The organism is Streptomyces macrolidinus, assembly GCF_023887685.1.
Classification (GTDB): domain Bacteria; phylum Actinomycetota; class Actinomycetes; order Streptomycetales; family Streptomycetaceae; genus Streptomyces; species Streptomyces macrolidinus.
Genome location: NZ_JAMWMR010000005.1, coordinates 205,684 through 228,653, shown reverse-complemented (window position 1 = coordinate 228,653; position 22,970 = coordinate 205,684). Strand labels below are relative to the sequence as shown.

General features: G+C 72.8%; 21 protein-coding genes and 7 tRNA genes. 18 read left to right on the top strand and 10 right to left on the bottom strand.

The genetic code is table 11. From position 1 onward, the window contains the following. The first annotated feature begins 29 nt into the window (after nucleotides 1–29). From NGF19_RS08505 to NGF19_RS08480, 6 genes are all read left to right on the top strand, one after another. The gene (locus tag NGF19_RS08505) at nucleotides 30–866 is read left to right on the top strand and encodes a MetQ/NlpA family ABC transporter substrate-binding protein (protein ID WP_252423677.1); all 837 of its coding nucleotides are present in this window, start codon (nucleotides 30–32) and stop codon (nucleotides 864–866) included. A gap of 166 nt (nucleotides 867–1,032) precedes the next feature. After that, nucleotides 1,033–1,671, top strand: a complete 639-nt coding sequence (locus NGF19_RS08500; protein WP_252423676.1) for a GNAT family N-acetyltransferase — start codon at nucleotides 1,033–1,035, stop codon at nucleotides 1,669–1,671. A 127-nt stretch (nucleotides 1,672–1,798) separates the two neighbouring features. Next, nucleotides 1,799–3,007: a precorrin-6y C5,15-methyltransferase (decarboxylating) subunit CbiE gene (gene cbiE / locus NGF19_RS08495; RefSeq protein WP_252423674.1), complete on the top strand. Its 1,209-nt coding sequence runs from the start codon at nucleotides 1,799–1,801 to the stop codon at nucleotides 3,005–3,007. Between the two features lie 345 nt (nucleotides 3,008–3,352). Further along, nucleotides 3,353–7,015 (top strand): nicotinate-nucleotide--dimethylbenzimidazole phosphoribosyltransferase, encoded by a 3,663-nt coding sequence (cobT, locus tag NGF19_RS08490; RefSeq protein WP_252423667.1) that lies wholly within the window; start codon nucleotides 3,353–3,355, stop codon nucleotides 7,013–7,015. A 142-nt stretch (nucleotides 7,016–7,157) separates the two neighbouring features. Then, nucleotides 7,158–8,384, top strand: coding sequence for a uroporphyrinogen-III C-methyltransferase (cobA, locus tag NGF19_RS08485; protein WP_252423665.1), 1,227 nt, complete (start codon nucleotides 7,158–7,160; stop codon nucleotides 8,382–8,384). Nucleotides 8,385–8,448: 64 nt separating this feature from the next. Continuing rightward, a complete protein-coding gene (locus tag NGF19_RS08480) occupies nucleotides 8,449–9,267 on the top strand; it encodes a TrmH family RNA methyltransferase (protein WP_252423660.1) in 819 nt (272 codons plus the stop codon). Here the strand turns inward: NGF19_RS08480 and NGF19_RS08475 are convergent. After that, nucleotides 9,258–10,541, bottom strand: coding sequence for a serine/threonine-protein kinase (locus NGF19_RS08475; RefSeq protein ID WP_252423868.1), 1,284 nt, complete (start codon nucleotides 10,539–10,541; stop codon nucleotides 9,258–9,260). The genes NGF19_RS08480 and NGF19_RS08475 overlap by 10 nt on opposite strands. Nucleotides 10,542–11,209: 668 nt before the next feature. On the opposite strand from NGF19_RS08475, the gene NGF19_RS08470 reads away from it, so the two are divergent. The 3 genes from NGF19_RS08470 (at nucleotide 11,210) to NGF19_RS08460 (ending at nucleotide 12,928) form a co-directional block, all read left to right on the top strand. Then, nucleotides 11,210–11,419, top strand: a complete 210-nt coding sequence (locus NGF19_RS08470) for a hypothetical protein (protein ID WP_252423658.1) — start codon at nucleotides 11,210–11,212, stop codon at nucleotides 11,417–11,419. 208 nt (nucleotides 11,420–11,627) lie between these two features. Continuing rightward, a complete protein-coding gene (locus NGF19_RS08465; protein WP_252423656.1) occupies nucleotides 11,628–12,569 on the top strand; it encodes a phosphotransferase family protein in 942 nt (313 codons plus the stop codon). Nucleotides 12,570–12,643: 74 nt separating this feature from the next. After that, entirely contained in the window at nucleotides 12,644–12,928 is a 285-nt protein-coding gene (locus NGF19_RS08460) for a TFIIB-type zinc ribbon-containing protein (RefSeq protein WP_252423654.1), read from the top strand. A 45-nt stretch (nucleotides 12,929–12,973) separates the two neighbouring features. Here the strand turns inward: NGF19_RS08460 and NGF19_RS08455 are convergent. The 5 genes from NGF19_RS08455 to NGF19_RS08435 form a co-directional block, all read right to left on the bottom strand. After that, a tRNA-Val gene (locus NGF19_RS08455) sits at nucleotides 12,974–13,045 on the bottom strand. A gap of 43 nt (nucleotides 13,046–13,088) precedes the next feature. Beyond that, nucleotides 13,089–13,160: transfer RNA gene (locus tag NGF19_RS08450), tRNA-Val, on the bottom strand. 41 nt (nucleotides 13,161–13,201) lie between these two features. Further along, nucleotides 13,202–13,273 (bottom strand) — tRNA-Val (locus tag NGF19_RS08445). 1 nt (nucleotide 13,274) lies between these two features. Next, nucleotides 13,275–13,348: transfer RNA gene (locus NGF19_RS08440), tRNA-Cys, on the bottom strand. 36 nt (nucleotides 13,349–13,384) lie between these two features. Continuing rightward, nucleotides 13,385–13,457 (bottom strand) — tRNA-Gly (locus NGF19_RS08435). Nucleotides 13,458–13,635: 178 nt separating this feature from the next. Between NGF19_RS08435 and NGF19_RS08430 the strand changes: the two genes are divergently transcribed. From NGF19_RS08430 to NGF19_RS08420, 3 genes are all read left to right on the top strand, one after another. After that, nucleotides 13,636–14,673, top strand: a complete 1,038-nt coding sequence (locus NGF19_RS08430; RefSeq protein WP_252423652.1) for a chorismate-binding protein — start codon at nucleotides 13,636–13,638, stop codon at nucleotides 14,671–14,673. Between the two features lie 40 nt (nucleotides 14,674–14,713). After that, complete coding sequence (locus tag NGF19_RS08425; protein ID WP_252423644.1) at nucleotides 14,714–15,535, top strand: aminotransferase class IV; 822 nt, start codon at nucleotides 14,714–14,716, stop codon at nucleotides 15,533–15,535. Nucleotides 15,536–15,606: 71 nt separating this feature from the next. After that, the gene (locus NGF19_RS08420) at nucleotides 15,607–16,431 is read left to right on the top strand and encodes a GNAT family N-acetyltransferase (RefSeq protein WP_252423643.1); all 825 of its coding nucleotides are present in this window, start codon (nucleotides 15,607–15,609) and stop codon (nucleotides 16,429–16,431) included. Between the two features lie 35 nt (nucleotides 16,432–16,466). On the opposite strand, the gene NGF19_RS08415 is transcribed toward NGF19_RS08420, so the two are convergent. Then, nucleotides 16,467–17,000: a DsbA family protein gene (locus NGF19_RS08415; RefSeq protein ID WP_252423641.1), complete on the bottom strand. Its 534-nt coding sequence runs from the start codon at nucleotides 16,998–17,000 to the stop codon at nucleotides 16,467–16,469. A 196-nt stretch (nucleotides 17,001–17,196) separates the two neighbouring features. Here NGF19_RS08415 and NGF19_RS08410 point away from each other — a divergent pair, with 196 nt between their 5' ends. Further along, nucleotides 17,197–17,631: a hypothetical protein gene (locus NGF19_RS08410; protein WP_252423639.1), complete on the top strand. Its 435-nt coding sequence runs from the start codon at nucleotides 17,197–17,199 to the stop codon at nucleotides 17,629–17,631. 177 nt (nucleotides 17,632–17,808) lie between these two features. After that, the gene (locus NGF19_RS08405; RefSeq protein ID WP_252423638.1) at nucleotides 17,809–17,961 is read left to right on the top strand and encodes a hypothetical protein; all 153 of its coding nucleotides are present in this window, start codon (nucleotides 17,809–17,811) and stop codon (nucleotides 17,959–17,961) included. 96 nt (nucleotides 17,962–18,057) lie between these two features. Here NGF19_RS08405 and NGF19_RS08400 read toward each other — a convergent pair whose 3' ends face one another. Both NGF19_RS08400 and NGF19_RS08395 read right to left on the bottom strand, forming a co-directional pair. Further along, nucleotides 18,058–18,615: a CGNR zinc finger domain-containing protein gene (locus tag NGF19_RS08400; RefSeq protein WP_252423635.1), complete on the bottom strand. Its 558-nt coding sequence runs from the start codon at nucleotides 18,613–18,615 to the stop codon at nucleotides 18,058–18,060. Nucleotides 18,616–18,896: 281 nt separating this feature from the next. Beyond that, nucleotides 18,897–19,310 (bottom strand): SsgA family sporulation/cell division regulator, encoded by a 414-nt coding sequence (locus NGF19_RS08395; protein WP_003959770.1) that lies wholly within the window; start codon nucleotides 19,308–19,310, stop codon nucleotides 18,897–18,899. A 376-nt stretch (nucleotides 19,311–19,686) separates the two neighbouring features. On the opposite strand from NGF19_RS08395, the gene NGF19_RS08390 reads away from it, so the two are divergent. Continuing rightward, a tRNA-Val gene (locus NGF19_RS08390) sits at nucleotides 19,687–19,758 on the top strand. A gap of 324 nt (nucleotides 19,759–20,082) precedes the next feature. Further along, nucleotides 20,083–20,154 (top strand) — tRNA-Val (locus NGF19_RS08385). 73 nt (nucleotides 20,155–20,227) lie between these two features. Here the strand turns inward: NGF19_RS08385 and NGF19_RS08380 are convergent. Further along, a complete protein-coding gene (locus tag NGF19_RS08380; protein WP_252423634.1) occupies nucleotides 20,228–20,953 on the bottom strand; it encodes a 3'-5' exonuclease in 726 nt (241 codons plus the stop codon). Nucleotides 20,954–21,122: 169 nt separating this feature from the next. Here NGF19_RS08380 and NGF19_RS08375 point away from each other — a divergent pair, with 169 nt between their 5' ends. Then, nucleotides 21,123–21,692 carry a DUF4365 domain-containing protein gene (locus NGF19_RS08375; RefSeq protein WP_252423633.1) on the top strand — a complete coding sequence of 190 codons (570 nt, stop codon included), beginning with the start codon at nucleotides 21,123–21,125 and terminating at the stop codon, nucleotides 21,690–21,692. Beyond that, nucleotides 21,689–22,921: a hypothetical protein gene (locus NGF19_RS08370; protein WP_252423632.1), complete on the top strand. Its 1,233-nt coding sequence runs from the start codon at nucleotides 21,689–21,691 to the stop codon at nucleotides 22,919–22,921. Before NGF19_RS08375 ends, NGF19_RS08370 begins: the two co-directional genes overlap by 4 nt. The last annotated feature ends 49 nt before the right edge of the window (nucleotides 22,922–22,970 follow it).

The window sequence follows — 22,970 nt, the reverse complement described above, 5'->3', positions numbered from 1 at the left end:
GCGCACCACCCCAAGGAAAGGCACTTTTCGTGCGTAACACCGCCAAGATCACCGCCGCCGTTCTGACCGCCGGAGCCCTCACGCTCGGGCTCACCGCCTGCGGTTCGGACTCCGACTCCGGCAAGGCCGACCCCGACGCCGCCCTGACGGTCGCCGCCACCCCCAACCCCCAGGGCGAGATCCTCACCTATGTGAAGGACCACCTGGCGAAGAAGGCCGGCCTCAAGCTGGAGGTCAAGGAGTTCACCGACTACGTGACCCCCAACACGGCCGTGCAGCAGGGCCAGGTCGACGCCAACTACTTCCAGCACAAGCCGTACCTCGACGACTTCAACAAGAAGAACGGCACCGACCTCGTGCCGGCGCCCGGCGGCGCCGTGCACCTGGAGCCGCTCGGCGTCTACTCCAAGAGCGTCAAGAAGCTCGCGGACCTCAAGAAGGGCGCCAGTGTCGCCGTCCCCAACGACACGACCAACGAGGCCCGCGCGCTGAAGCTGCTGGAGGCCAACGGCCTGATCAAGCTGAAGGCGGGCGCCGGCTACGAGGCGACCCCCAAGGACATCACCGAGAACCCCAGGAACCTGTCGTTCAAGGAGCTGGAGGCACCCCAGTTGCCGCGCTCCCTCGCTGACGTCGACGCCGCGGTGATCAACGGCAACTACGCGCTGGAGGGCCACCTCAACCCGGCCAAGGACGCGATCGCCGCCGAGTCCGCCAAGGACAACCCGTACGCGAACATCCTCGTGGTGAAGAAGGGCGACGAGAACGACCCGCGCGTCGAGAAGCTGGTCAAGCTGCTGACGTCGCCCGAGGTGAAGAAGTTCATCGAGGACAAGTACGACGGCGCGGTCGTCCCGGCGTTCTGATCGAGGCACCGGCCCGCCTGCCGCCACGCACGGGGTCCTCTTCCGCCCAGGGTGGGGGAGAGGACCCCGTGGTGCGTGCGGGGGCCGGGATGCTGCATGCTGGGCAACTCAGCGGGCCCTGTCGGCGTTGTGGGCCTGACGGTACTTCCGAGTTACGGAGCGGCGCATGACTGGCACCTTCCCCAACATCTCCCTCAGCACGGAGCGGTTGGTGCTGCGTCCTCTGGACGAGGACGACGTCCCCGCGCTCGCCGAGATGATGAACGACGAACAGGTCGGGGCCTGGACCCACGTCCCCCAGCCGTTCACCGAGGAGCGCGCCCGCTCCTGGATCACCGACCACGCCCCGGCCGAACGCGCGGCGGGCCACGGCATCGACTTCGCGGTCACCGAGTTCCTCACCCAGCGCCTGGTCGGCATCGTCCAGCTCTCCAAGACCAACTGGCACGTCCGCTCCACCGAGCTGTCGTACATCATCGCCCCCTGGGCCCGCGGCGAGGGCTACGCCTCCGAAGCGGCCGTGGCCGTGGCCCAATGGCTCTTCGGGGACCAGAAGTTCGAGCGGATCGAGCTGCGCACGGCGGCCGACAACACCGCCTCCCAGCAGGTCGCCCAGAAGATCGGCTGCATCAGCGAGGGCGTCCTGCGCAACGCGTGCATAGCGCACGTCCGCGCCGAGGACGGCACATGGACCGATGCGCGCACCGACTTCATCGTCTGGAGCCTGCTGCCGGAGGATCTCGACGGCGTCAGCGAGGAGTTGGCCGACACCGGTGGTTTCACGTCGTTCTCGAACTGGAACTGACCCGAAGGGACCCGCGATCAGCGGCCGAGCCCGCGCGGGCTCACGCGGCCGGACCAGGTACCCTCACGGAGCCCGCGTGCGGGCCACTCCCTGACGACCCGCGTGAACCCCCTGGAGACTGACGACGATGGCCGACCGGGTCACGGTGATCGGCTGGGACGGCTCGCCGCTGACCGCCGCGGCACGCTCCGCCCTCGGCGCCGCCACCCTCGTCGCCGGGGCGGCCCACCATCTCGCCCTCCCCGAAGTGCCGGGGACGGCCGAGCGCGTCCGCCTCGGCAGCGTCGCCCTCGCCGCCCGCCGTATCGCCGCCCACCGCGGCACCGCCGTGGTCCTCGCCGACGGCGACCCGGGCTTCTTCGGCGTCGTACGCACCCTGCGCGCCCCCGAGTTCGGCCTGGAGGTCGAGGTCGTCCCGGCCGTCTCCTCGGTGGCCGCCGCCTTCGCGCGCGCGGGCATGCCCTGGGACGACGCGCAGGTGGTCGTCGCACACAGCCGCACCCTGCGCCGCGCGGTGAACGTATGCCGCGCCCACACCAAGGTCGCCGTACTCACCTCACCCGGCGCCGGACCCGCCGAACTCGGCCTGCTCCTCGAAGGAGTCCACCGCACCTTCGTCATCTGCGAGGAACTCGGCACCGAACGCGAACAGGTCTCCGTCGTCACCTCCGAACGGGCCGTCGACCACAGTTGGCGCGACCCCAACGTCGTCATCGTCATCGGCGGACCCGTGACCGCGGCCGACGGCGGCTGGATCGCGGGCCGCGACCCCGGTGCCGGGCCGCGCGGCTGGGCCCTGCCCGCCGAGGAGTACGGCGGCGGACTCGGCGAAGGGGAGACGGAACCGCTGCGCGCCGCCCAACTCGCCAGGCTGGGCCCCCGGGTGGGCGACCTGGTGTGGGACATCGGCTCGGGCAGCGGGGCCTTCGCCGTGGAGGCCGCCCGCTGCGGGGCCGCCGTCCTCGCCGTCGACCAGGACCCGGACGCCTGCGGCCGTACGATGGCCGCCGCGCGCCGCTTCGGAGTTCAGCTCCAGGTCGTGCACGGCACCGCCCCGCACATCCTGGAGAACCTGCCCGAACCGGACGTCGTACGGATCGGCGGCGGGGGAGCCGCGGTCGTCTCGGCCGTCGCCGACCGCCGCCCGCAGCGCATCGTCGCGCACGCCGGGACCCGGGACGCGGCCGAACTGATGGGCAGGGATCTGTCGGAGCACGGCTACGACGTCACGTGCGCGCTGCTCCAGTCCGTCGAACTCGACACCCGGGCCTGGACGGAGAGGGAGCGGAGCGTCGCGTTCCTGCTCAGCGGCCGATTGCCCGAACGCTCCCGCTGATCCCCGGACCCCTACGGCGCGGTAGGCTGGCGGATTGTTGTACCTCACTCGGGTGATCCGGCGCTTCGTCAGCCAATGTCCGGAAAGCAGCTCCCTTTTGGGGCGGGTGTGGTACCGCAGAACCGGAGGGCGCGCAGTGTGGCGCAGTCCACAGCGGGCCGTGGCGGAATCAAGCTGTCACGACGGTGGAACGGCCGCGACAATGCCAGTTGATGGCTCGGCAGCCATCGTCGGCGGGTCGTTCGTGCCGCTGGGCACGCACGCTCGTTCTTCACTGCGGGCGGTCGGCGCGCCGTTCCGGGCGAGCTGGTCGTGGAAGCACTAATCGATGGGCGAGGGATACGCATGACCGACACCGGCCAGGTCCCGGGCGAGGGACAGCCGGAGAACGCAGGCATGGTGGAGCAGCCGGGCGTCCTCGCGCCGGGCGCGTACGCCTACCTCGACCCCTCCGACACCCCTGCCGATGACGACGACCTGCTCCTGATGCCCGGCCAGAACGGCGCCTGGGGCAACGAGGTGCACCAGCCCGCCCCGGCCCCGCTCGGCCATGAGCCCGGCCCGCACGAGACGGCCGGGCGCGACAGCGGCTCGGTCGACCTCGGCGCGGTCCGTACGCCCCCCGCGCCGCCCGTGTCGCACCCGACCCCGCCGCGCCCGCTGCACCTCGGCCCGCCCACGCCGAGCACGTCCTTCAGCCCGGTGCGTTCGCTGTCCGACCGCGGTCCGGCGGACGCCCCGATGCGGCCCTCGGGACCGCCGACCCTCGGCCCCGAGTACCTCGACGTCCCGCAGTTCACCGAGCAGACCCCGCAGGCGGCGCCGTGGGGTACGCCGGTCGCCGCGGCTCCGGTGGCCGAGCAGCCGCCCGCGGCTGCCACGCCGGTCGCCGCTCCGGCGCCTGCGGTCGAGCCGACGCCTGTGGCCGAGCCGACGCCTGTGGCCGAGCCTGCGCCCGTGCCGACGGCTGAGCCCGTGGTCGTGGCCGAGCCGCCTGCGCCGGTCGCTGCGACGCCTCCTGCGGCCGAGCCGATCGCGGCGCCTGTCACGCCCGAGGCCGTCGTGCCCGAGGCCGTCACGCCCGAGGCCGTCGTGCCTCAGGCCGTCGCCGCTGAGCCTGTCGTGTCCGAGCCTCAGGTCCAGGAGCAGGCGGTCCCGGCCGCCGTCGAGCCGGTCGCGGAGACGTCCGAGCCGTCCGCAGCGCCCGTCGCCGCCGCGGAGGCGCCGCAGCCGACGGTGCCGCCCGTGGCCGCCGCCCAGGCAGTGCCGGTACCCGAGCCCGCCCCGGCCACCGCGCAGACCCCCGAGGCCGCCCCGGCAGCGGTGGAGACGCCCGCCCCGGTCGCCCCCCAGGAGCCGGAAGCCGCGCCTCCGGCGGAAGCACAGGTGCCGGACGCCACGCCGCCCGCCCCCGTACCGGACGCTCCGCAGCCGGTGGACGTCACGCCGCCGCGGGCCGAAGCGCCCGCACCCCCCGTCGAAGCGGCCGTCCCCGCGCCGGAAGCAGTGGTCCCCTCGGCCCCCGAGGTCACGGTGCCGCCCGCGCCCGAGCCCGCCCCGGCCCCCGAGGCCGTCACCCCCGTACCGGACCCGCAGCCCGCCCCCGAGGCCACGGCTCAAGTCCCGGACGCCGCTCAGCAGTTCACCGCGGAGGCCGCGCAGCCCGAGGAAGCCGTACCGGCTCAGCCCGTGCCGGACGCCGTGGCGGCCCCGCCCGTCGCCCCCGAGGCGTCCGAGGAGCAGGTGCCCGTCGAGCAGCCCGAGCCCGCCGAGCCGGTCGCCGCCCCGGCGGAGCCCGAGGCAGCCCGGCCGATGGTCGTGGAGGATGCCGCCCCGAGCGCGCCGCCCGCTCCCGCCGAGGAGCAGCTTGCCGCGCAGGAGCCCGTCGCGGAGCAGCCCGCCGTACAGGAGTCCGTCGCGGAGCAGCCCGCCGTACAGGAACCCGCGCCGGTCGCCGCCGACGACCAGGAGCCCGTAGCCGCCGCCCCGGTCGTCGCCGAAGCGCCCGTGGCCGCCGGCGAAGAGGTCGCGGAGGCCGCCGAGCAGGAGCCCGTGGCTGTCGCCGAAGCGCCCGTCACCCCGGCAGCCGTCGAGGAGCCCGCGCCTGTCGCCCCGGCCCCCCAGCAGCCCGTCCCCACCGTCCCGGCCCCCCGTGACGGCGACGCCCCCGCGCCCGGCCACCCCGTCCCGGACCCCGAGGTCGCGCAGCAGGCGGAGGACCTGGAGACCAGGGGCGCGGACGACGAGGACGAGGCGGACGCACGCGAGTCCACCGGACCCGCCGCCCCCGGATACGCCGACGCCGAGCGCGAGGCGGTGCTGCGCGTGATGCGCGAGCGCCGCGACATCCGCAACGGCTTCCGCAGCGACCCGATCCCGCACGAGGTGTTGCTGCGCGTCCTGGAGGCGGCCCACACGGCGCCGTCCGTCGGGCACTCCCAGCCCTGGGACTTCGTCGTCATCCGCTCCGCCGAGACGCGTCGCACGATGCACGAACTGGCCCAGCGCCAGCGCGAGGCGTACGCCAAGTCGCTGCCCAAGGGCCGGGCGAAGCAGTTCAAGGAACTGAAGATCGAGGCCATCCTCGACACCCCGGTGAACATCGTGGTCACGGCCGACCCCACCCGCGGCGGTCGGCACACCCTCGGTCGGCACACCCAGCCGCAGATGGCCCCGTATTCCTCCGCGCTGGCCGTCCAGAACCTGTGGCTCGCCGCCCGCGCCGAGGGCCTCGGCGTCGGCTGGGTCAGCTTCTTCGACGAGCGGGAGATGGTCCGCGCCCTCGGCCTGCCCGAGCATCTGGAGGTCGTGGCCTACCTCTGCATGGGCTACGTCGACGAGTTCCCGAAGGAGCCCGAGCTGACGCAGGCGGGCTGGTCCAAGCGCCGCCCGCTGTCCTGGGTCGTGCACGAGGAGACGTACGGCCGCCGCGCGCTGCCCGGCGAGGAGCCGCACGACCTGCTCGCCGAGACCGTGGCGGGCATCCGCCCGCTGGACGCGAAGGCCCTCGGCGAGGCCTGGGAGCGGCAGAAGCGGATGACCAAGCCCGCGGGCGCGCTCGGCATGCTGGAGATCATCTCCGCGCAGTTGTCCGGCCTGTCCCGGCAGTGCCCGCCGCCGATCCCGGAGCCCGCGGCCGTCGCGATCTTCGCCGGGGACCACGGGGTGCACGCCCAGGGCGTCACCCCCTGGCCCCAGGAGGTCACCGGCCAGATGGTCGCCAACTTCCTGCGCGGCGGCGCGGTGTGCAACGCCTTCGCGACCCAGGTGGGCGCCGAGGTCTGTGTCGTCGACGTCGGCGTGGCCGCCGACCTGCCCGCCACCCCGGGCCTGCTGCCGCGCAAGGTACGCGCGGGCACGGCGGACATGACGGCCGGCCCCGCGCTCACCCGCGAGGAGGTCAAGCAGGCGATCGAGGTCGGCATCGAGACGGCCCGCGACCTGGTGGCAGCGGGCAACAAGGCGCTGCTCACCGGTGAGATGGGCATCGCGAACACCACGGCCTCGGCCGCCCTGATCTCGGTCTTCACCGGCACCGACCCCGCCGAGGTGACGGGCCGTGGCACGGGCGTCAGCGACGAGACGCTGGCGCACAAGACAGAGGTCGTACGGCGTGCGATCGCCCTGCACCAGCCGGATCCGGCCGATCCGATCGGCGTCCTGGCGGCGTTCGGCGGGCTGGAGCACGCGGCCATGGTGGGTCTGCTGCTGGGCGGTGCGTCCCTGCGGACCCCGGTGATCCTGGACGGTGTCAGCGCGGGCGCCGCCGCGCTGGTGGCCCGCGCGATCGCCCCCGAGGTCCTCGCGGCCTGCGTCGCCGGGCACCGCAGCGCGGAGCCCGGCCATGTCGCCGCCCTCAACAAGCTGGGCCTGCGCCCCCTGGTCGACCTCGACCTGCGCCTCGGCGAAGGCACGGGCGCGATCCTGGCCCTGCCGCTGGTCCAGAGCGCGGCCAGGGCGATGCACGAGGTGGCGACGTTCGACACGGCGGGAGTCACCGAGAAGTAGGGCTCCAGCAGGGCACGCAAGCGGCGGTGCTCGGCCCCCACCCGGCCGAGCGCCGCCGCGGCCCGCATAGGATCCCCACGTCAGGGCCCTTCACCGCCGCAGAGGCCCGGTACCGCATCGCCGCAAGAGGAGCCGCACCTCCATGGCCGCACATCCCCCTTACCCCGTAGGGCTCCGCCTCGGTGGTCGCCGTGTCGTCGTGCTCGGCGGCGGCCAGGTCGCCCAGCGCCGTCTGCCCGCGCTGATCGCGGCCGGCGCGGACGTCCACCTGGTGTCCCCCGAGGCGACCCCCTCGGTCGAGGCCATGGCGGACACCGGCGAGATCACCTGGCTGAAGCGCCCGTACCGGCCCGGTGACCTGGCGGACGCCTGGTACGCCCTCATCGCCACCGACGACCCCGAGGCGAACTCCCTGGCCTCCGCGGAGGCCGAGACGCACCGGGTGTGGTGCGTGCGCTCCGACGACGCCGACGCGGCCACCGCCTGGACCCCCGCGACCGGCCGCAGCGAGGGCGTCACGGTCGCCGTGCTCACCACCGACGCCCGGGGCCGCGACCCCCGGCACACCGCGGCCGTCCGCGACGCGGTGGTGGAGGGTCTGCGCGACGGCACCCTCGTCGCCCCGCACCACCGCACCCGCACCCCCGGTGTCGCCCTGGTCGGCGGCGGCCCCGGCGACCCGGACCTGATCACCGTCCGCGGCCGACGGCTGCTCGCCGAGGCCGACGTGGTCATCGCGGACCGCCTCGGACCCCGCGACCTGCTCGCCGAACTCCCGCCGCATGTCGAGGTGATCGACGCGGCGAAGATCCCGTACGGCCGGTTCATGGCCCAGGAGGCCATCAACGACGCGCTGATCGAACACGCGCGGCAGGGCAAGTCGGTCGTCCGGCTCAAGGGCGGCGACCCCTTCGTCTTCGGCCGCGGCATGGAGGAGGCCCAGGCGCTGGCCGAGGCGGGCATACCCTGCACGGTGGTCCCGGGCATCTCCAGCTCGATCTCGGTGCCGGGCGCCGCCGGGATCCCCGTCACCCATCGCGGTGTCGCCCATGAGTTCACGGTGGTCAGCGGCCATGTCGCCCCGGACGACGCACGCTCGCTGGTCGACTGGCCGTCCCTGGCGAAGCTGACCGGCACCCTCGTCGTCCTCATGGGCGTCGACAAGATCGGCAAGATCGCCGAGACGCTCGTCGCCCACGGCAAGGCACCCGACACCCCCGTCGCCCTGGTCCAGGAGGGCACGACGGCCGCCCAGCGCCGCGTCGACGCGACGCTCGCGACGGTCGAGGAGACCGTACGGGCCGAGGGCGTGAAGCCCCCGGCGGTCATCGTCATCGGCGAGGTCGTCACCGTGGGCCCCGCCCGGTAACCCGGGTCACCCGCCCTCCCGTCCAGCCGCCCGCACCCCCTTCACGACAAGGCAGTAACACCCCGTGGCCGAACTCATCACCATCGAGGACCCCGACGACCCGCGCCTGCACGACTACACCGGCCTGACCGACGTGGAGCTGCGCCGCAGGCGCGAACCCGCCGAGGGCCTGTTCATCGCGGAGGGCGAGAAGGTCATCCGGCGGGCCAGGAGCGCCGGTTACGAGACGCGGTCCATGCTGCTGACCGCGAAGTGGGTCGACGTCATGCGGGACGTCATCGACGAACTCCCGGCCCCGGTCTACGTGGTCACCCCGGACCTCGCCGAGCAGGTCACCGGCTACCACGTGCACCGCGGCGCGCTCGCCTCCCTGCGGCGCAAGCCGCTGCCCACGGCGGACGAACTCCTGGCCACCACCCGCCGGGTCGTGATCATGGAGTCGGTGAACGACCACACCAACATCGGGGCCATATTCCGCTCGGCGGCGGCCCTCGGCATGGACGCGGTCCTGCTGTCCCCCGACTGCGCCGACCCGCTCTACCGCCGCAGCGTGAAGGTCTCCATGGGCGCGGTCTTCTCGGTGCCGTACGCGCGTCTCGACACCTGGCCGCGGGGTCTGGAGTCGGTCCGCGAGGCGGGCTTCACGCTCCTCGCGCTGACCCCCGACGAGCGGGCCAAGACCCTTGAGGAGACGGCACCGCACACGAAGGAGCGCGTCGCCCTGATGCTCGGCGCGGAGGGCAGCGGCCTGACCGGCCGGGCACTGGCCGCGGCGGACGAATGGGTCCGTATCCCCATGGCCCACGGCGTCGACTCCCTCAACGTGGGCGCGGCAGCCGCGGTCGCCTTCTACGCGGTGGCCACCGGACGCCCTCAGTCCTGAGGCACGCTCCACCGCTCGTCGCCGGGCAGGGGAGCGGACGACTGCCGTACGTCCGTACGGAGACCGTCGTCGCCCAGTCCGCGGCTCGGCCCCTGGCAGCCCTGGGCCGCCGCGATGCCCAGCGCCACCAGCAGCGTCACCACGACGAAGACGAACAGCCGCTGACGCAGCAGCCGCGGATTGGCCGGGCGCAGCCTGGTCCCGGTGGTGCGGGGTGCCGGACGTCCCGTTCCGCTGCGCGGCGCGGGCCGGGAACCGGAGCGGGTCGAGGCGCGCTGCGCGGGCGTCGGACGCGCCCCGGACCGGGGGCCGTTGCCACGCGGCGGGGGAGTGGTACCCGGGCCCGGCCGCCGTACCGTGCGCTGCTCCGCGTACTGCTCGGCCAGCCGTCCCGACGGCCGGTCCGGATCGCCCCGCCGCTCGGGCGGCCGTACGTCCGAGAGCCCCTGGGCCTCGCGGGCCGCGATCTCCTTGAGCCGCAGCGAGAGCTGGAGGGTGCTCGGCCGTTCCTCGGGGTCCTTGGCCAGACAGGCGTGGACCAGCGGGGCCAGCGCGTCCGGTACGCCGTGCAGTTGGGGCGACTCGTGCACCACGCGGTAGAGCATCACCTCGGAGCTGCCGTGTCCGAAGGGCGAGTCACCGGTCGCCGCGTACGCCAGCGTGGCGCCCAGCGAGAACACGTCCGTGGCCGGGGTGACGGCGGCCCCGCGCACCTGCTCGGGGGCGAGGAAGCCGGGCGACCCGACGGCCGTGCCGACGTGCGTGAGCGTGGAGGCACCGGTCGCCCAGGCGATGCCGAAGTCGATGATCCGCGGGCCCTTCGGGGACAGCAGGATGTTGGACGGCTTCAGATCGCGGTGGACGACCCCCGCCTCGTGCACCGCGACCAGCCCCTCGGAGAGGGCGGCGCCGACGGCGGCCACCTCGGCGGCCGTGAGCGGCCCCTCCTCGGCGACCTTGTCGTGCAGGGAGGGTCCGGGGACGTACTGCGTGGCGAACCACGGGCGGTCCGTGTCCAGATCGGCGGCGACGAGCCGTGCCGTACAGCCACCGCGGATCCGCCGTGCCGCCGCGACCTCACGCGCGAACCGCGACCGGAACTCCTGGTCCTCCGCGAGGTCCGGCCGGATCACCTTCAGCGCGACCCGCTGACCCCGCTTGTCGGAACCGAGGTAAACGACACCCATCCCGCCCGCGCCGAGCCGCCGGTGCAGTCTGAACGAGCCGACGACACGCGGGTCCTCACGCCTCAGGCGCATCATCGCCATGTCCATCCCCGCTGCCCGGTCCGTCTGCCGTGCCACAGCTTACGTTTCCACGGCCGGGTGCGCGCAGAGGCCGCGCCCTCTCGTACCGATCGATTGTCGTTACGGGGGAAGCGACTTGACAGACGGTCAGCGCAACGGCGAACCGGACGGCCGTGTCTCACTTCCGATCCCAACCCCCGGCCCTGGCAGGGAGGTTGAGGTGCTCACCAAGGAACGTGCGGAGGTGGCCGCAGCGGCCGAGGACAGGACGCCGGGGCGGGGAGCGGTGGTGGACGGCGCGGCTCATGAGGCGCGGAGACCGCCGCGCGACGGCGTCACGGAAGTGAGTGAAGTCACCCGACGGTGGGTCCCGAAGCCTTCCGGCCGGTGGGGAAGGGGTGTTGTGCGCACGGCGCGCCTCGGGCGGAACGGGGCGTCGCTCTCCGGGCACAAGGGGCACGTCAGACGTCCCCTCCGGGAGGACCCTGAGATCCGGGCGCGCGTCTCCACCCAGAGGAGTACACCCCGGCGCAGGGCTCATCCTCCGGGAGGCCCGCAATCGGTACGAGGGCATGACGCCCCGCACCCGGCCCGGCGCCTAGGTTTGAAGTCAAGCGGCGGGTGCGGTACTCGTCCCCCGAGGTCGGACACTCGCCGCTGCCAAGGACAACAGAACCACGGTCAGGAGAGGGACCATGGCCCAGACGGCACCGCGGACGATGGTCCGCACGCAGGGGCGCAAGGCGTACGGCGCCGCGTTCGGCACCCGCCGCTCCGGTCGTCGCCACCCGCTGGTGGCGACGGCGATGGTCCTCCCCCTGGCGACCCTGCTGGTGTACGTGTTCGGCGGCTGGGACGCAGTGGTCACACAAGCGTCGTCCGTGGGAGTGATGCTGGGGCGCTGAGCGGCGCCCCGGGCCCGGAAGAGCGGTCCGGGCGGGGACATCCACCCATGAAACCCCGTGGGGACGGGGGTGCGGCGGACGGCACAGACGCCCGCGTAGCTGGGGAGCTGCGCGGGCGTTGCCATGGCCGCCACCGGCCCCTGCCCGTACGTACGCACCCGCCCCCGTACGCTTCCGGGCACAGCCTCGGACCCACTCAGGGAAGCCCGTGAACGCCCTTCTGCCCGCGCTCACCGCGACGGCACGCGCCGCAGCGCACGCGAACCCCGGCACGAACTGCCGCTGCCCGGACCCCGACACGGTCCTCGCCGACCGCGCGGACGACGCGGTCGTCGTCCGCCACGGCGGCGTCGTCGCCAAGGCTCACGACCCCGGCACCGATCCCGCCGGGCTCTCGCTCCGCCTGACCGTCGCGGCCCGCCTCCCCGACGTCCTCCTCGCCCCGCTCGACCCCGCGCCCGTCACCGTGCACGGCCGCCAGGTGACCTGCTGGCCCTACGGCACCCCCGTGGACCCCGACACTCCGTGGGACGCCCCCTGGGAGGCGGCGGCCTCCCTCCTCGCCCGGCTGCACCGGGCCCCGGCCCCCGCGGGCCTGCCCGCCATGCGCGGCCCCGCCAAGGCCGCCCGCGCGATCCGGCGCCTGCGCATGCTGGGTCCCCATCCCGCCGCCGGGCCCGTGCTCCGCGCCTGGTCCGCTCTGCCGGCCTGGGCCCGCGCCGAGGCGCCCCCGCCCTCCGCACGGCACCTCTGCCACGGCGACCTCCACCTCGGCCAGCTCGTACGCCATCCCGCGGACACCGGCCCCTGGCGCCTCATCGACGTGGACGACCTGGGGGTGGGCGACCCGGCCTGGGACCTGGCCCGTCCGGCGGCCTGGTACGCCTGCGGGCTGCTCCCGCCCGACGAGTGGACCCGCTTCCTCACCGCGTACCGGCGGGAGGGCGGCCCGGCCGTCCCCGCCGAGGGCGACCCCTGGCCCGCTCTCGACGTCCCCGCTCGCGCCCTCACCGTGCAGACGGCGGCCCTGGCCGTCGTCAAGTCCCACACGCAGGGGCGGGAGTTGGACGAGGTGGAGCAGGCCATGGTCGACGCCTGTGTCCGAATGAGCGCCGTCGCACCGGAGTTGACGCACGGAGGCGCGATATAGGCTGCAACCGGCCAGGACCGGAGCGAGTCTCTACCTGGCGAAGCACCACCGACCGGCGAGGAGTTGAGCCGACCATGCAGTGTCCGAAGTGTCATGCACCGATGCACACGTACAACCGCAACGGCGTCCAGATCGAGCAGTGCAGCGGGTGCCGCGGCATCTTCCTGGACTACGGGGAGCTGGAAGCCCTGACGCGCGTGGAGGCCCAGTGGGCGCAGCCCGCTCCGCAGGCGTATCCGCAGCAGCCCGCTCCGCCGGCCTATCCGGCGGCTCCCGCCTGGGGCGCCCCGCACGGCGGTCACGGCCACTACGGCCACCACCGCCACAAGAGCTTCGGCCACATGCTGTTCTCCAGCTGAGGGCACGCGGAAGCCCCCGACCACAAGGCCGGGGGCTTCGAAGTGTGGACGATACTGGGATTGAACCAGTGACCTCTTCCGTGTCAGGGAAGCGCTCTCCCGCTGAGCTAATCGTCCTCGGGATCATGACCACTCCGAAGAGAGGGTCATGCGTACTGCGTGCGCGATACTGGGATTGAACCAGTGACCTCTTCCGTGTCAGGGAAGCGCTCTCCCGCTGAGCTAATCGCGCGGGGATCCTAGCGGATCGTGGTGCGGGTCCTTGCGGACCAGTGGACGATACTGGGATTGAACCAGTGACCTCTTCCGTGTCAGGGAAGCGCTCTCCCGCTGAGCTAATCGTCCTTGGAGGTGGAGACGGGATTTGAACCCGTGTAGACGGCTTTGCAGGCCGTTGCCTCGCCTCTCGGCCACTCCACCAGGAGTGCAAGGGATCGGGATCCCCTGCTTCCTTCGAGCGGACGACGAGGCTCGAACTCGCGACCTCAACCTTGGCAAGGTTGCGCTCTACCAACTGAGCTACGTCCGCCTGTCGTTTCGGTCCGCTTCCGCGTCCCGGCGACGTGTTGAACTCTAGCGGATTCCCGGGCCAGTACAAAAACGCGTTTGCGCAGGGTGCTGCGTTGCCCCTGCTCGACGACGTGGTCAGGGCGCCTGAGCGGATCCTCGCGGCCTCGCGCGGGAGCCCCGTCCCTAGACTCGACAACGTGCTCGAACTACCCCCTCTCGCCCGTTTCGGCGACCGTGTCGCCACGGGACTCCTCGATGTCACCCACGACCCCGCGGCGCTCGACTCCTCCGGCTTCTGGGCCGTCTGCGCGGACTACGAGGGGCGGCTGACCTGCGCCCGCTTCCGCGAGGTGCGCGAGGCACCGGTCCCCGCCCCCGTACCGGGAAGCTGGCGGGGCCCGGCGGCCGACGACTGGACGTCCTCCCTCGACCACGCCGCGTACACGGCGGGCGTACGGCGCATCCGCGAGCACATCGCGGCCGGCGAGGTCTACCAGGTGAACCTCTGCCGCGTGCTCTCCGCGCCGATCGCACCCGACGCCGACGTGGACGCCCTGACCGCCGTGCTCGCGCGCGGCAACCCGGCGCCGTACGCGGGCACGATCCGCCTGCCGGAGCACGGCGTGGAGATCGCCACCGCCTCCCCCGAACTGTTCCTGCGCCGCGCCGGCCGCGACGTGGAGTCCGGGCCGATCAAGGGCACCGGGCGCACCGAGGCGGACCTCGGGGAGAAGGACCACGCCGAGAACGTGATGATCGCGGACCTGGTCCGCAACGACCTCGGGCGCGTGTGTGTCACCGGCAGCGTGACCGTTCCCGATCTGTGCGCCGTCGAGAAGCACCCCGGCCTGGTCCACCTCGTCTCCACGATCCGCGGTGAACTGCGCGCGGAGGCGGGCTGGCCGGAGTTGCTCGCGGCCACCTTCCCCGCGGGCTCGATCACCGGAGCCCCCAAGTCCAGCGCCCTCAGGATCATCGACGCCCTGGAGACCGCGCCCCGCGGCCCCTACTGCGGCGGCATCGGCTGGGTCGACGCGGACCGGGGGACGGGGGAGCTGGCCGTCGGCATCCGCACCTTCTGGATCGACCGGGACGCGGGCGCCCTGCGCTTCGGCGCGGGCGCGGGCATCACCTGGGGCTCCGACCCCGAGGGGGAGTGGCGCGAGACGGAGCTGAAGGCCGAGCGGCTGCTCGCGATAGCGTCGGGGGAGCACCAGGACAGCGGACCGTGGTGAGCCCTCTCACCCGCCGCTCCGACCAGCGAGGTAATGACGAGTGAAGCTCTGGCTCGACGGGAGACTGGAGGACCTCGAGTCCGCCCGTGTCTCCGTCTTCGATCACGGACTGACCGTCGGCGACGGCATCTTCGAGACCGTCAAGGCCATGGACGGCCGGCCGTTCGCGCTGACCCGCCACCTCGACCGGCTCACCCGCTCGGCGCGCGGCCTCGGCCTCGCGGACCCCGACCTCGACGAGGTCCGCGAGGCCTGCGCCGCCGTGCTGGCGGCCAACCCGATGCCGCTCGGCCGCCTGCGCATCACCTACACCGGCGGCGAGGGCCCGCTCGGCTCCGGCCGCGGCGAGGCCGGTCCGACCCTCGTGGTCGCCCTCGGCGAGATCACCCCGCGCCCCGACTCCACCGCCGTGATCACGGTGCCGTGGACCCGTAACGAACGGGGCGCTCTCACCGGACTGAAGACCACGTCGTACGCCGAGAACGTCGTCGCGCTCGCCAGGGCCGCCCAACAGGGCGCGTCCGAGGCGCTGTTCGCCAACACGGTCGGCCAACTCTGCGAGGGCACCGGGTCGAACGTCTTCGTCGTCCTCGACGGCGAGATCCACACCCCGCCGACGGCCTCCGGCTGTCTCGCGGGCATCACGCGCGCGCTCGCCGTCGAATGGACGGGGGCCAGGGAGAGCGACCTCCCGCTGGACGTCCTGGAGCGCGCGGACGAGATCTTCCTCACGTCCACGACCCGCGATGTGCAGGCCGTGCACCGCGTCGACGACCGTGAACTGCCGGGCGCGCCGGGCCCGGTGACCGCCAAGGCCATGCGGATCTTCGCGGAGCGCTCCGGCGACGATCTCGATCCGTAAGAGCCGTAGGAGCCGTAAGAGCGGCGGAAATTCGGCTGACGGCGGCCTTCGCGCGGGGTAGAACACCTCTGATGACCACGACCCTGCGGCCGACCGAGCCGCTTCAGCGCACCCCTGACGGCACGCGATCACAGCACTACGAGGTGTGTGCGAACGGCCGTCCGGTCGGCGCACTCCACCTCGGCACGCTTCCTGGCCTCGGCGACTCGATGGCACAGCTCCTCGATCTGCGGATCGAGGAGCCGGACCGGCGGCGCGGCCGGGCCACGGTGGCCGCGCTCGCCGCGGAGGAGGTGGCGCGGGGCTGGGGGTGCGGCCAGATCGAGGCCGTGGTCCCCGCGGGCGCCGAGGCGGCCCTGCGGCTCGCCGAGGCGCTCGGCTACGTCCTGCGCAGCCGCAACATGGCGAAGCGGCTGGGCGACATACCCCCCGAACTGCCTGCCGGGAGCCGTGCACGGCCCATGACGGACGCCGAGTTCGACGCGTGGTACGCGGAGGAGTCGGAGTTCTACGCACGCAGCTTGATGGAACGGGGCATCCCCGAGGCCGATGCGTACGCCAAGGCGCGGCGCGACCACGAGCTGGTCCTGCCGGACGGTTTGCGTAGTGAGAACGTGATGTTCAGCGTTCTGGAGCACGAGGGCGTGCCTGTGGGCAGCCTGTGGCTGGGGCTCCGCGAGGACGAGGCGTACGTCTACGACGTGCGGACCGGGGCGGCCCACCGAGGGCGAGGGCATGGACGTACGCTCATGCTCCTCGCCGAGGCCCAGGCGCTCGCCGCCGACCGGCATGTCCTCGGACTGAACGTGTTCGCGGGCAACACCCCCGCCGAACGCCTCTACGCGTCACTCGGCCATGAGACGACGCGGTACGCCTTCGCCAAGCCTCTGGTGTAGGACGGCACGGCGGCCCGGTCGGGGGCGGGCAGGGGTCAGGCCTGCTGCTCCCGCTGGTCCGCGAGCAGCCGGTCCGCGATCTCCTCGATGCGCTCGCGCAGCCCTTCCTGGCTCTTGCCGCCGTCGAGCCGCTCGCCGCCGATGACATACGTCGGCGTACCGGTCACGCCGATCGCCTTGCCCTCGGCCTGGTCGGCGTCGACGATCAGGATGTGCCGTCCGTCGATCAGCGCGGTGTCGAACTCCTCGGCGTCCAGGCCGAGTTCACGGGCCAGCTCGACGAGGAAGGACTCTCCCGCGCGGTCGAGTTCCTCGATCCGGCCGAGCAGCGCCTCGACGTACGGCCAGCACTGCCCCTGCTCCAGGGCCTCCTCGGCGGCCTGCGCGGCGGCGAAGGCGTGCCGGTGCTTCTCCAGCGGGAAGTGCCGCAGCCGCAGCTCCAGTCGGTCGCCGTAGCGGGCGCGCAGGGCCCGCAGGTCATCGAGGGCGCGGTGGCAGTCGGGGCACTGGAGATCGGCCCAGAAGTCCAGAACGGGAGCGGCGGCGTGTGCGGAGGGGGAGTCACTCATGGTCGCCAGTCTCCCAGCACCCCGGACCCCGCCCCACACCGGTCGCCGCCCTGAGGGCGAGGGCCCCCGCCCTGAGGAGGAGCCGACCCGGAGATCTCCCTGAGGTCTCGCCGGATCATGGCATCCGGGCCGTCGGGCGGTGCAGGATGGAAGACATGCACCACCTTGCCCGACCGATCACCGCCCGGAGGACCGGATGATTGCCGAGACCGTCTGTTCCGCCGTCTCCGCGGCCGGCCTGGGTATCGCCGCGGTCATGGCCTACCGCAAGCGCTTCCACCGCGCGGGCCGTATCGCCGCGTACGCGCTCGTCCCGCTCGGCCTGGTGATGACGGGAGCCGTCGGCTGGCTCGCCCACACGGCGTTCAGCGTCACGGCCTGGGCGGGCTTCGGTGTGCTGGGCCTCGCCTGGCTGCTGTTCATGAGCACCCGCGCCGTGGAGCGCCGGAGCGGCGGAACGCGCAAGGAACGCAAGGCGGCGCGGACCGCCCAGGGCGACGCGGTGGCGCCGTCCGCCTCCACACCGACGCTGGGCGCGTCGAACCGCCCGGCCCCCACGCGCCGCGGCTCCGACTCCGCCTCGGACGACTTCTCGGACATCGAGGCCATCCTCAAGAAGCACGGCATATGACCGGCTGGAACGGCTGACGGGCTGAACGGCCAAGCGATCAGCTCGGGGCGCTCGGTGATCACAACAGCGCACGCCGAGAACACTCCCGAGCGCGCATCACGGATATTCGCGAACTCCCAGTCATTCCGGGCGTGTTGATCGCATAGTGGGTACTCGCTAAGCCATGATCGCCGCGAGATGCTGGACAGAACCCAGAGCGACACCGCCGCTCCTCCCGAGGAGCGCCGGGGCTGTCTCTTCGCGCTTTCCCAGCCACCGCTGATGATCTTCCTTGCGGTGATCGGCTGCCTGCTGCTCATGGCATCACTGCACGACCTGCTGATGCTCTGAGCCGTATGCGGAGCCCCTGGCGTCACCCGCCGCGGGCTCCGTCAGCCCCGCCGATCCGCGGTGCGCGACAAGAGGATGTCCCGTCCGCCGCTCTCGTCAGCCCGCCGCTTCCTTCCGCCGTGCCCGGTACGCGGCCACGTGAAGGCGGTTGCCGCAGGTGCGGCTGTCGCAGTAGCGCCGGGAGCGGTTGCGGGAGAGGTCCACGAAGGCCCGTCGGCAGTCGGGAGCCTCGCAGCGGCGCAGCCGCTCCTGCTCCCCGGCCACGACGAAGAACGCCAGCGCCATCCCGCAGTCCGCGGCGATGTGATCGGCGACGGAGGCGCCGGGCGCGAAGTAGTGCACATGCCAGTCGTAGCCGTCGTGGTCGGTCAGCCGGGGCGTGGTCCCCGCCGCCGCGACCAGCTCGTTGATCACAGCAGCAGCGGCCCGGCCGTCGGTCGTGGCGAAGACGGCGGCGAACCGCCCGCGGATCGCGCGCACCGCCGCGAGGTCGGACTCCGTGAGGACGCCGACATCGCTGAGGTCGTGCTCGCGCGCGAAGTCGGCAAGCGCGGCGACATCCGGAAGCCCTTCCGCGTCGTCGCCCTCGGGTGCGGTGTTCACCAGATCCACCACGAGGTCGAGCGCGCACCGGGTGTCGTGGGTGATCAGCACGTGTCGCTCCCTGGCCTGGGGGTCGGGGTCGGGCGTGCGCCCGCCGGTGCTGGCCGAGCCTAGCGGTATGCCCGCCGTCGTGACACGTGGTGATGTCCGCGGCCCGCGGAGCCGTCGCGACGGCCCCACGGCAAGGGCGTTCCCCGTCACCTTCGGCCCGCGCACCGGAACGCCGCCTCTACGAGATTCCGTGGAGGCGGCGCCTGGTGTGCCGTATGCGGTTGTCCCGGCCCGAGCCGTCTCCCCGAGTGGACGGCGCCGGGCGGATTGAGGATCTCGCGCTAGCTCTCCGCCAGGATGTGGGAGAGCTCGGTGTCGAGATCGAAATGGCGGTGTTCCGTACCGGGTGGCACGGCCGCGTCCGTCCGCTTCAGAAACGACTCGAGGGCCCGCGCCGGGGCCTCGAGCAGAGCCTCACCCTCCGGAGAACTCAGGGCGATGCAGACAACGCCCTGACCGTGGCTGCGGGACGGCCAGACGCGGACGTCGCCGGTTCCTGTGGGCCGGTGCAGGCCCTCCGCGAGGAGGTCGCGGGCGAACACCCACTCGACGGTCTCCTCGGCTCCGGTATGGAAGGTGGCGTGCACGGCATAGGGATCGGCCGTGTCATACCGCAGTCCTGCGGGAACAGGCAGTGAGGACTCGCTCGACACAACGAGGCGCAGGTGCAGCTCGCAGCTGACCGTGGTGTTCATAAGCGCCAGGGCCTTTCGCTCAGTGTGCGCTCGGGGATTCGCACGTCGGCGAAATCGACATGCCACCTACGGTGCCGTTGTAAACCCCTCTGCGTGTTTTGCCTGGCTTTACGTAGCTCATCCGGCCGAGACATCGTTCGCGTGATGCGTCCATTCCGGTGACCGGATTCTCGCGGACCGCGTTCGACGGCTCGAATACGAAGAGTGACGGTCAGGGGTGGTGGTGTCATGGCCGCGACCAGCTCGTGCCGCGCCCGGGTCCGGAGGTTTGGTCTCGCCGACCTCGGGGAACGCGGGGGCGCGGCGAGCGGGGGCCGGTGATCGCGAACCTGGTCGGGGGCACTCCCTGACATGGGGTAATGTTCTTCCTGCACCCGGGCGATTAGCTCAGCGGGAGAGCGCTTCGTTCACACCGAAGAGGTCACTGGTTCGAACCCAGTATCGCCCACAAGATCGAGGGCGGCGTGTGCTCGGCGAAAGCCGGGCCACGCCGCCCTTGTCGTATGCCCTCATGTATGCCGCCGTGGAATTCGAAATCCCCGGGCGCATTCCGGAACGCCGTCGTCGGATTCCTTCGCGAACGTTCTGCCCGGCCTCAAGTCGCCCGTGGGTATCCGGAATTGGTCCGGCCGTTCCCCGTCGGCCGCGAGTGCGGCGCACTGGAGGGGGGCGAGGGCGGCTCGGCCGGGGGTCGCCGGGGAGCTGTCGGAGAGGCCGTACCGAAGCGGTTTGAACGGACCCCGTCCCGACATGTATTGTTCAGTGCGTTCCCGGGCGATTAGCTCAGCGGGAGAGCGCTTCGTTCACACCGAAGAGGTCACTGGTTCGAACCCAGTATCGCCCACAAGATCGAGGGTGACGTCTGTACGCGGAGAGCGCGAGCGGCGTCACCCTCGTCGTATGCGTACAGCGTGTGTTCACGCCGCCGCCGACAACTCCGGGCGCAGCGGCCACGCCGGGTCCACCTGTTCGTCCGAGCCGCTGCGCGCGAACCACGCCTGAAGTCCGCGGGCCTGGGCCGCGTGCCATCCCGTCTGCAAGGTGTGCAGCTCGGCCGGTGTCAGCCGCTCCAGACGGGTCGCGAAACGGCGCCCCACCGCCCGTACGACCTCCATCGCCGCCAGCGCGTCCGCCGCCGCGTCGTGGGCGTCCTCCAGCGTGACCTCGTAGTGCGCGCACAGATCGGTGAGTGTGCGGCGGCCCTTGCGGTAGCGGTCCAGGTGCTTGTCCAGGACCCGCGGATCGAGCACGCACAGCGGTGCCGACGGGAACCAGCGATCCAGCGAGGAGGCGCGATGGCGGCGCAACTCCCGGTCCAGGAGCGTCAGATCGAAGGGGGCGTTCATCACCACCAGCGGTCGGCCCCGTACGGCCTGCTCCGCAAGCTCCCGGGCCAGTTCCTCCATCACCGGTGACGGCCAACGGCCGTTGCGCTGGAGGTACTCCTCCGTCAGGCCGTGCACCGCCGTCGCCGCCGCGGGCACCGGCACCCCCGGGTTCACCAGCCAGCGGTTCACCCGCGGTCGGGTGCCCGGTGCGTCCTGGACGACGAGGGCGGCCGACACGATCCGGTCGGTCTCGACGTCCACGCCCGTGGTCTCCGTGTCGAACGCGGCCAGGGGGCCCTCGCACCAGCACGTCATGCGCACGCAACTCCTCTGTCCAGCCGGGCAGTTGACGTACGGTCGGCTGCCCGGTCCGGTGATACCCGGACCGTTTGCGCACTACGCCCGAAGGAGACAACAGGAGTACGGGTCTTTGCAGTTCACAGGCCCGTGGCAGTGATTCACCGGATTCGGAAGGCTGTTGGTCATGGCGATCGCGCAGCCCGAGCGGGGCGGGCTGCTGCCCGAGCGGACGTCACCCTCTCGCGGCGCACTCGCCACCACCGCCTGCATGGAGACGCTCCAAGTGGGCTATCTGCACGCGGTCGCCGCGGCGGCCGGCTGCTCGCTGTCGCAGCCCTTCCCGGACAACGGCATCGACTGGCACATCAGCCACACCGCCCCGGGGCACACGGTCGACGACGAGGCCACCATCAAGGTGCAGCTCAAGTGCACCTACCAACTCCCGCCCCGCGGGCCCGCCGACCGCTTCTTCTCCTTCACGCTCGACAACGAGCACCTGACGAAGCTCGCCCGCACCCCCGTGTCCGTACACAAGATCCTCGTCGTGATGCTCGCGCCCCGGTCGCAGGACGACTGGCTGCGCGCCGGGCACGACCGCCTGGACCTGCGGCACTGCTGCTACTGGGCCAACCTCGCCGGACACCCCGTCACGGGCCGGCGCCGCACCACCGTACGCATCTCGACCGCGCGAATCTTCGACGACCGGGCGCTGTGCGAGATCATGACCCGAGTCGGAACGGGAGGCAGACCGTGACCCACCGCCCCGTCGACGGACCGGCCCGCGCTGTCCGGCCGCACCCTGCCGAGCCGCTCTGGACCCGGCCGCCCGCACCCGACCAGGTCGACCCGGCCGTCCTCGGCGCCCTGCTGCACCGGCACGGCTGGCAGCGCCGCGGCGGCGCCCGCGGGCGCTACGGCCGCTGGACCCCACCCGGCCCCGGCGGCAGCGGTACGAGCCTGCTGGTGCCGGAGAGCCGCGCCTACCCCGACAGCGACGACCTGCTCGGCGAGGCCCTGGTCGCCCTGTCCCGCAGCGCCCTGCCCGCCGCGCGGGACGTCCTGGTCGGGCTCGTCGTGCCCAGCGACGAGATCCACTGGTGGCGCGACGTGCCCACCGGTCCCCTCGGCGCGGCGCCGTGGGACGTCGAGGACCACCTGCGCACCGCCGCCCGCGGACTGCTCCTCGCGGGCGCCCTCGCCACCCGCGCGCGTGCCGGGTACTTCGGCGCCCGGCACCGCGGGCCCGCCGCCGCGTCCCTGGAGCACGTCCTGGTCGGCGCCGCCCCCGGAGGCCGCAGCCTCACCGCCGTGGTGCCCGTCTCGCCGGGCCGTCCGCTCGCCGTCCGTCTGCATCAGGCGCTGTACGCGGCCCGGGAGGCCACCGACTACCGGCGGGCCACCGGCGGCATGGACGCCTTCGACGCCGCCGTCGAAGCGGGGGTGAGCCATGAACTGGTCGAGGCGCTCGTCTCCCTCGTGCGCGGCTCCGAGGGCGCCCGTATCGCCGTCGACTGGGCGCCCGCCGCCCCGGCCCCCGAAGGGTGCGCGACGGACGCCGAACCGGTCGAGTTCTCGCCCGGCGACCTGCCCGCGCTGCGCGAGGCCGCGGCCCGCTATCTACGCGAGGAACCGTCCGTACCGGTGCGGCTCACCGGGGCCGTCGTACGGCTGCGCAGGTCGGGGCCGCGCGGCGAGGGCCAGGTGCGGCTGCGGGTCATCGCCGGGGCCGAGGTCCCGCAGGTGCGGATGACGCTGGACGAGGAGGCGTACCGGATCGTGGGCCATGCCCATCTCGTCGGGCTCCCGGTGCGGGTGCACGGGCGGCTGGAGAGCCAGGGCGGCTTCCGGCGGCTGGTGAACGCGTCCGCGGTGACGCCGGTGCAGGTGGACGACGCCGAACGGGACCGGCTGATGAAGTCCCTCCAGGAGACCGCGGAGATCACCGCGTTCTTCGAGGAGGCATGCGGCGGTGACGGACAGTAACCGTTTCGCGGACGGTGGCTCCGGGTCGGTACGATCCCAGTCATGCGCG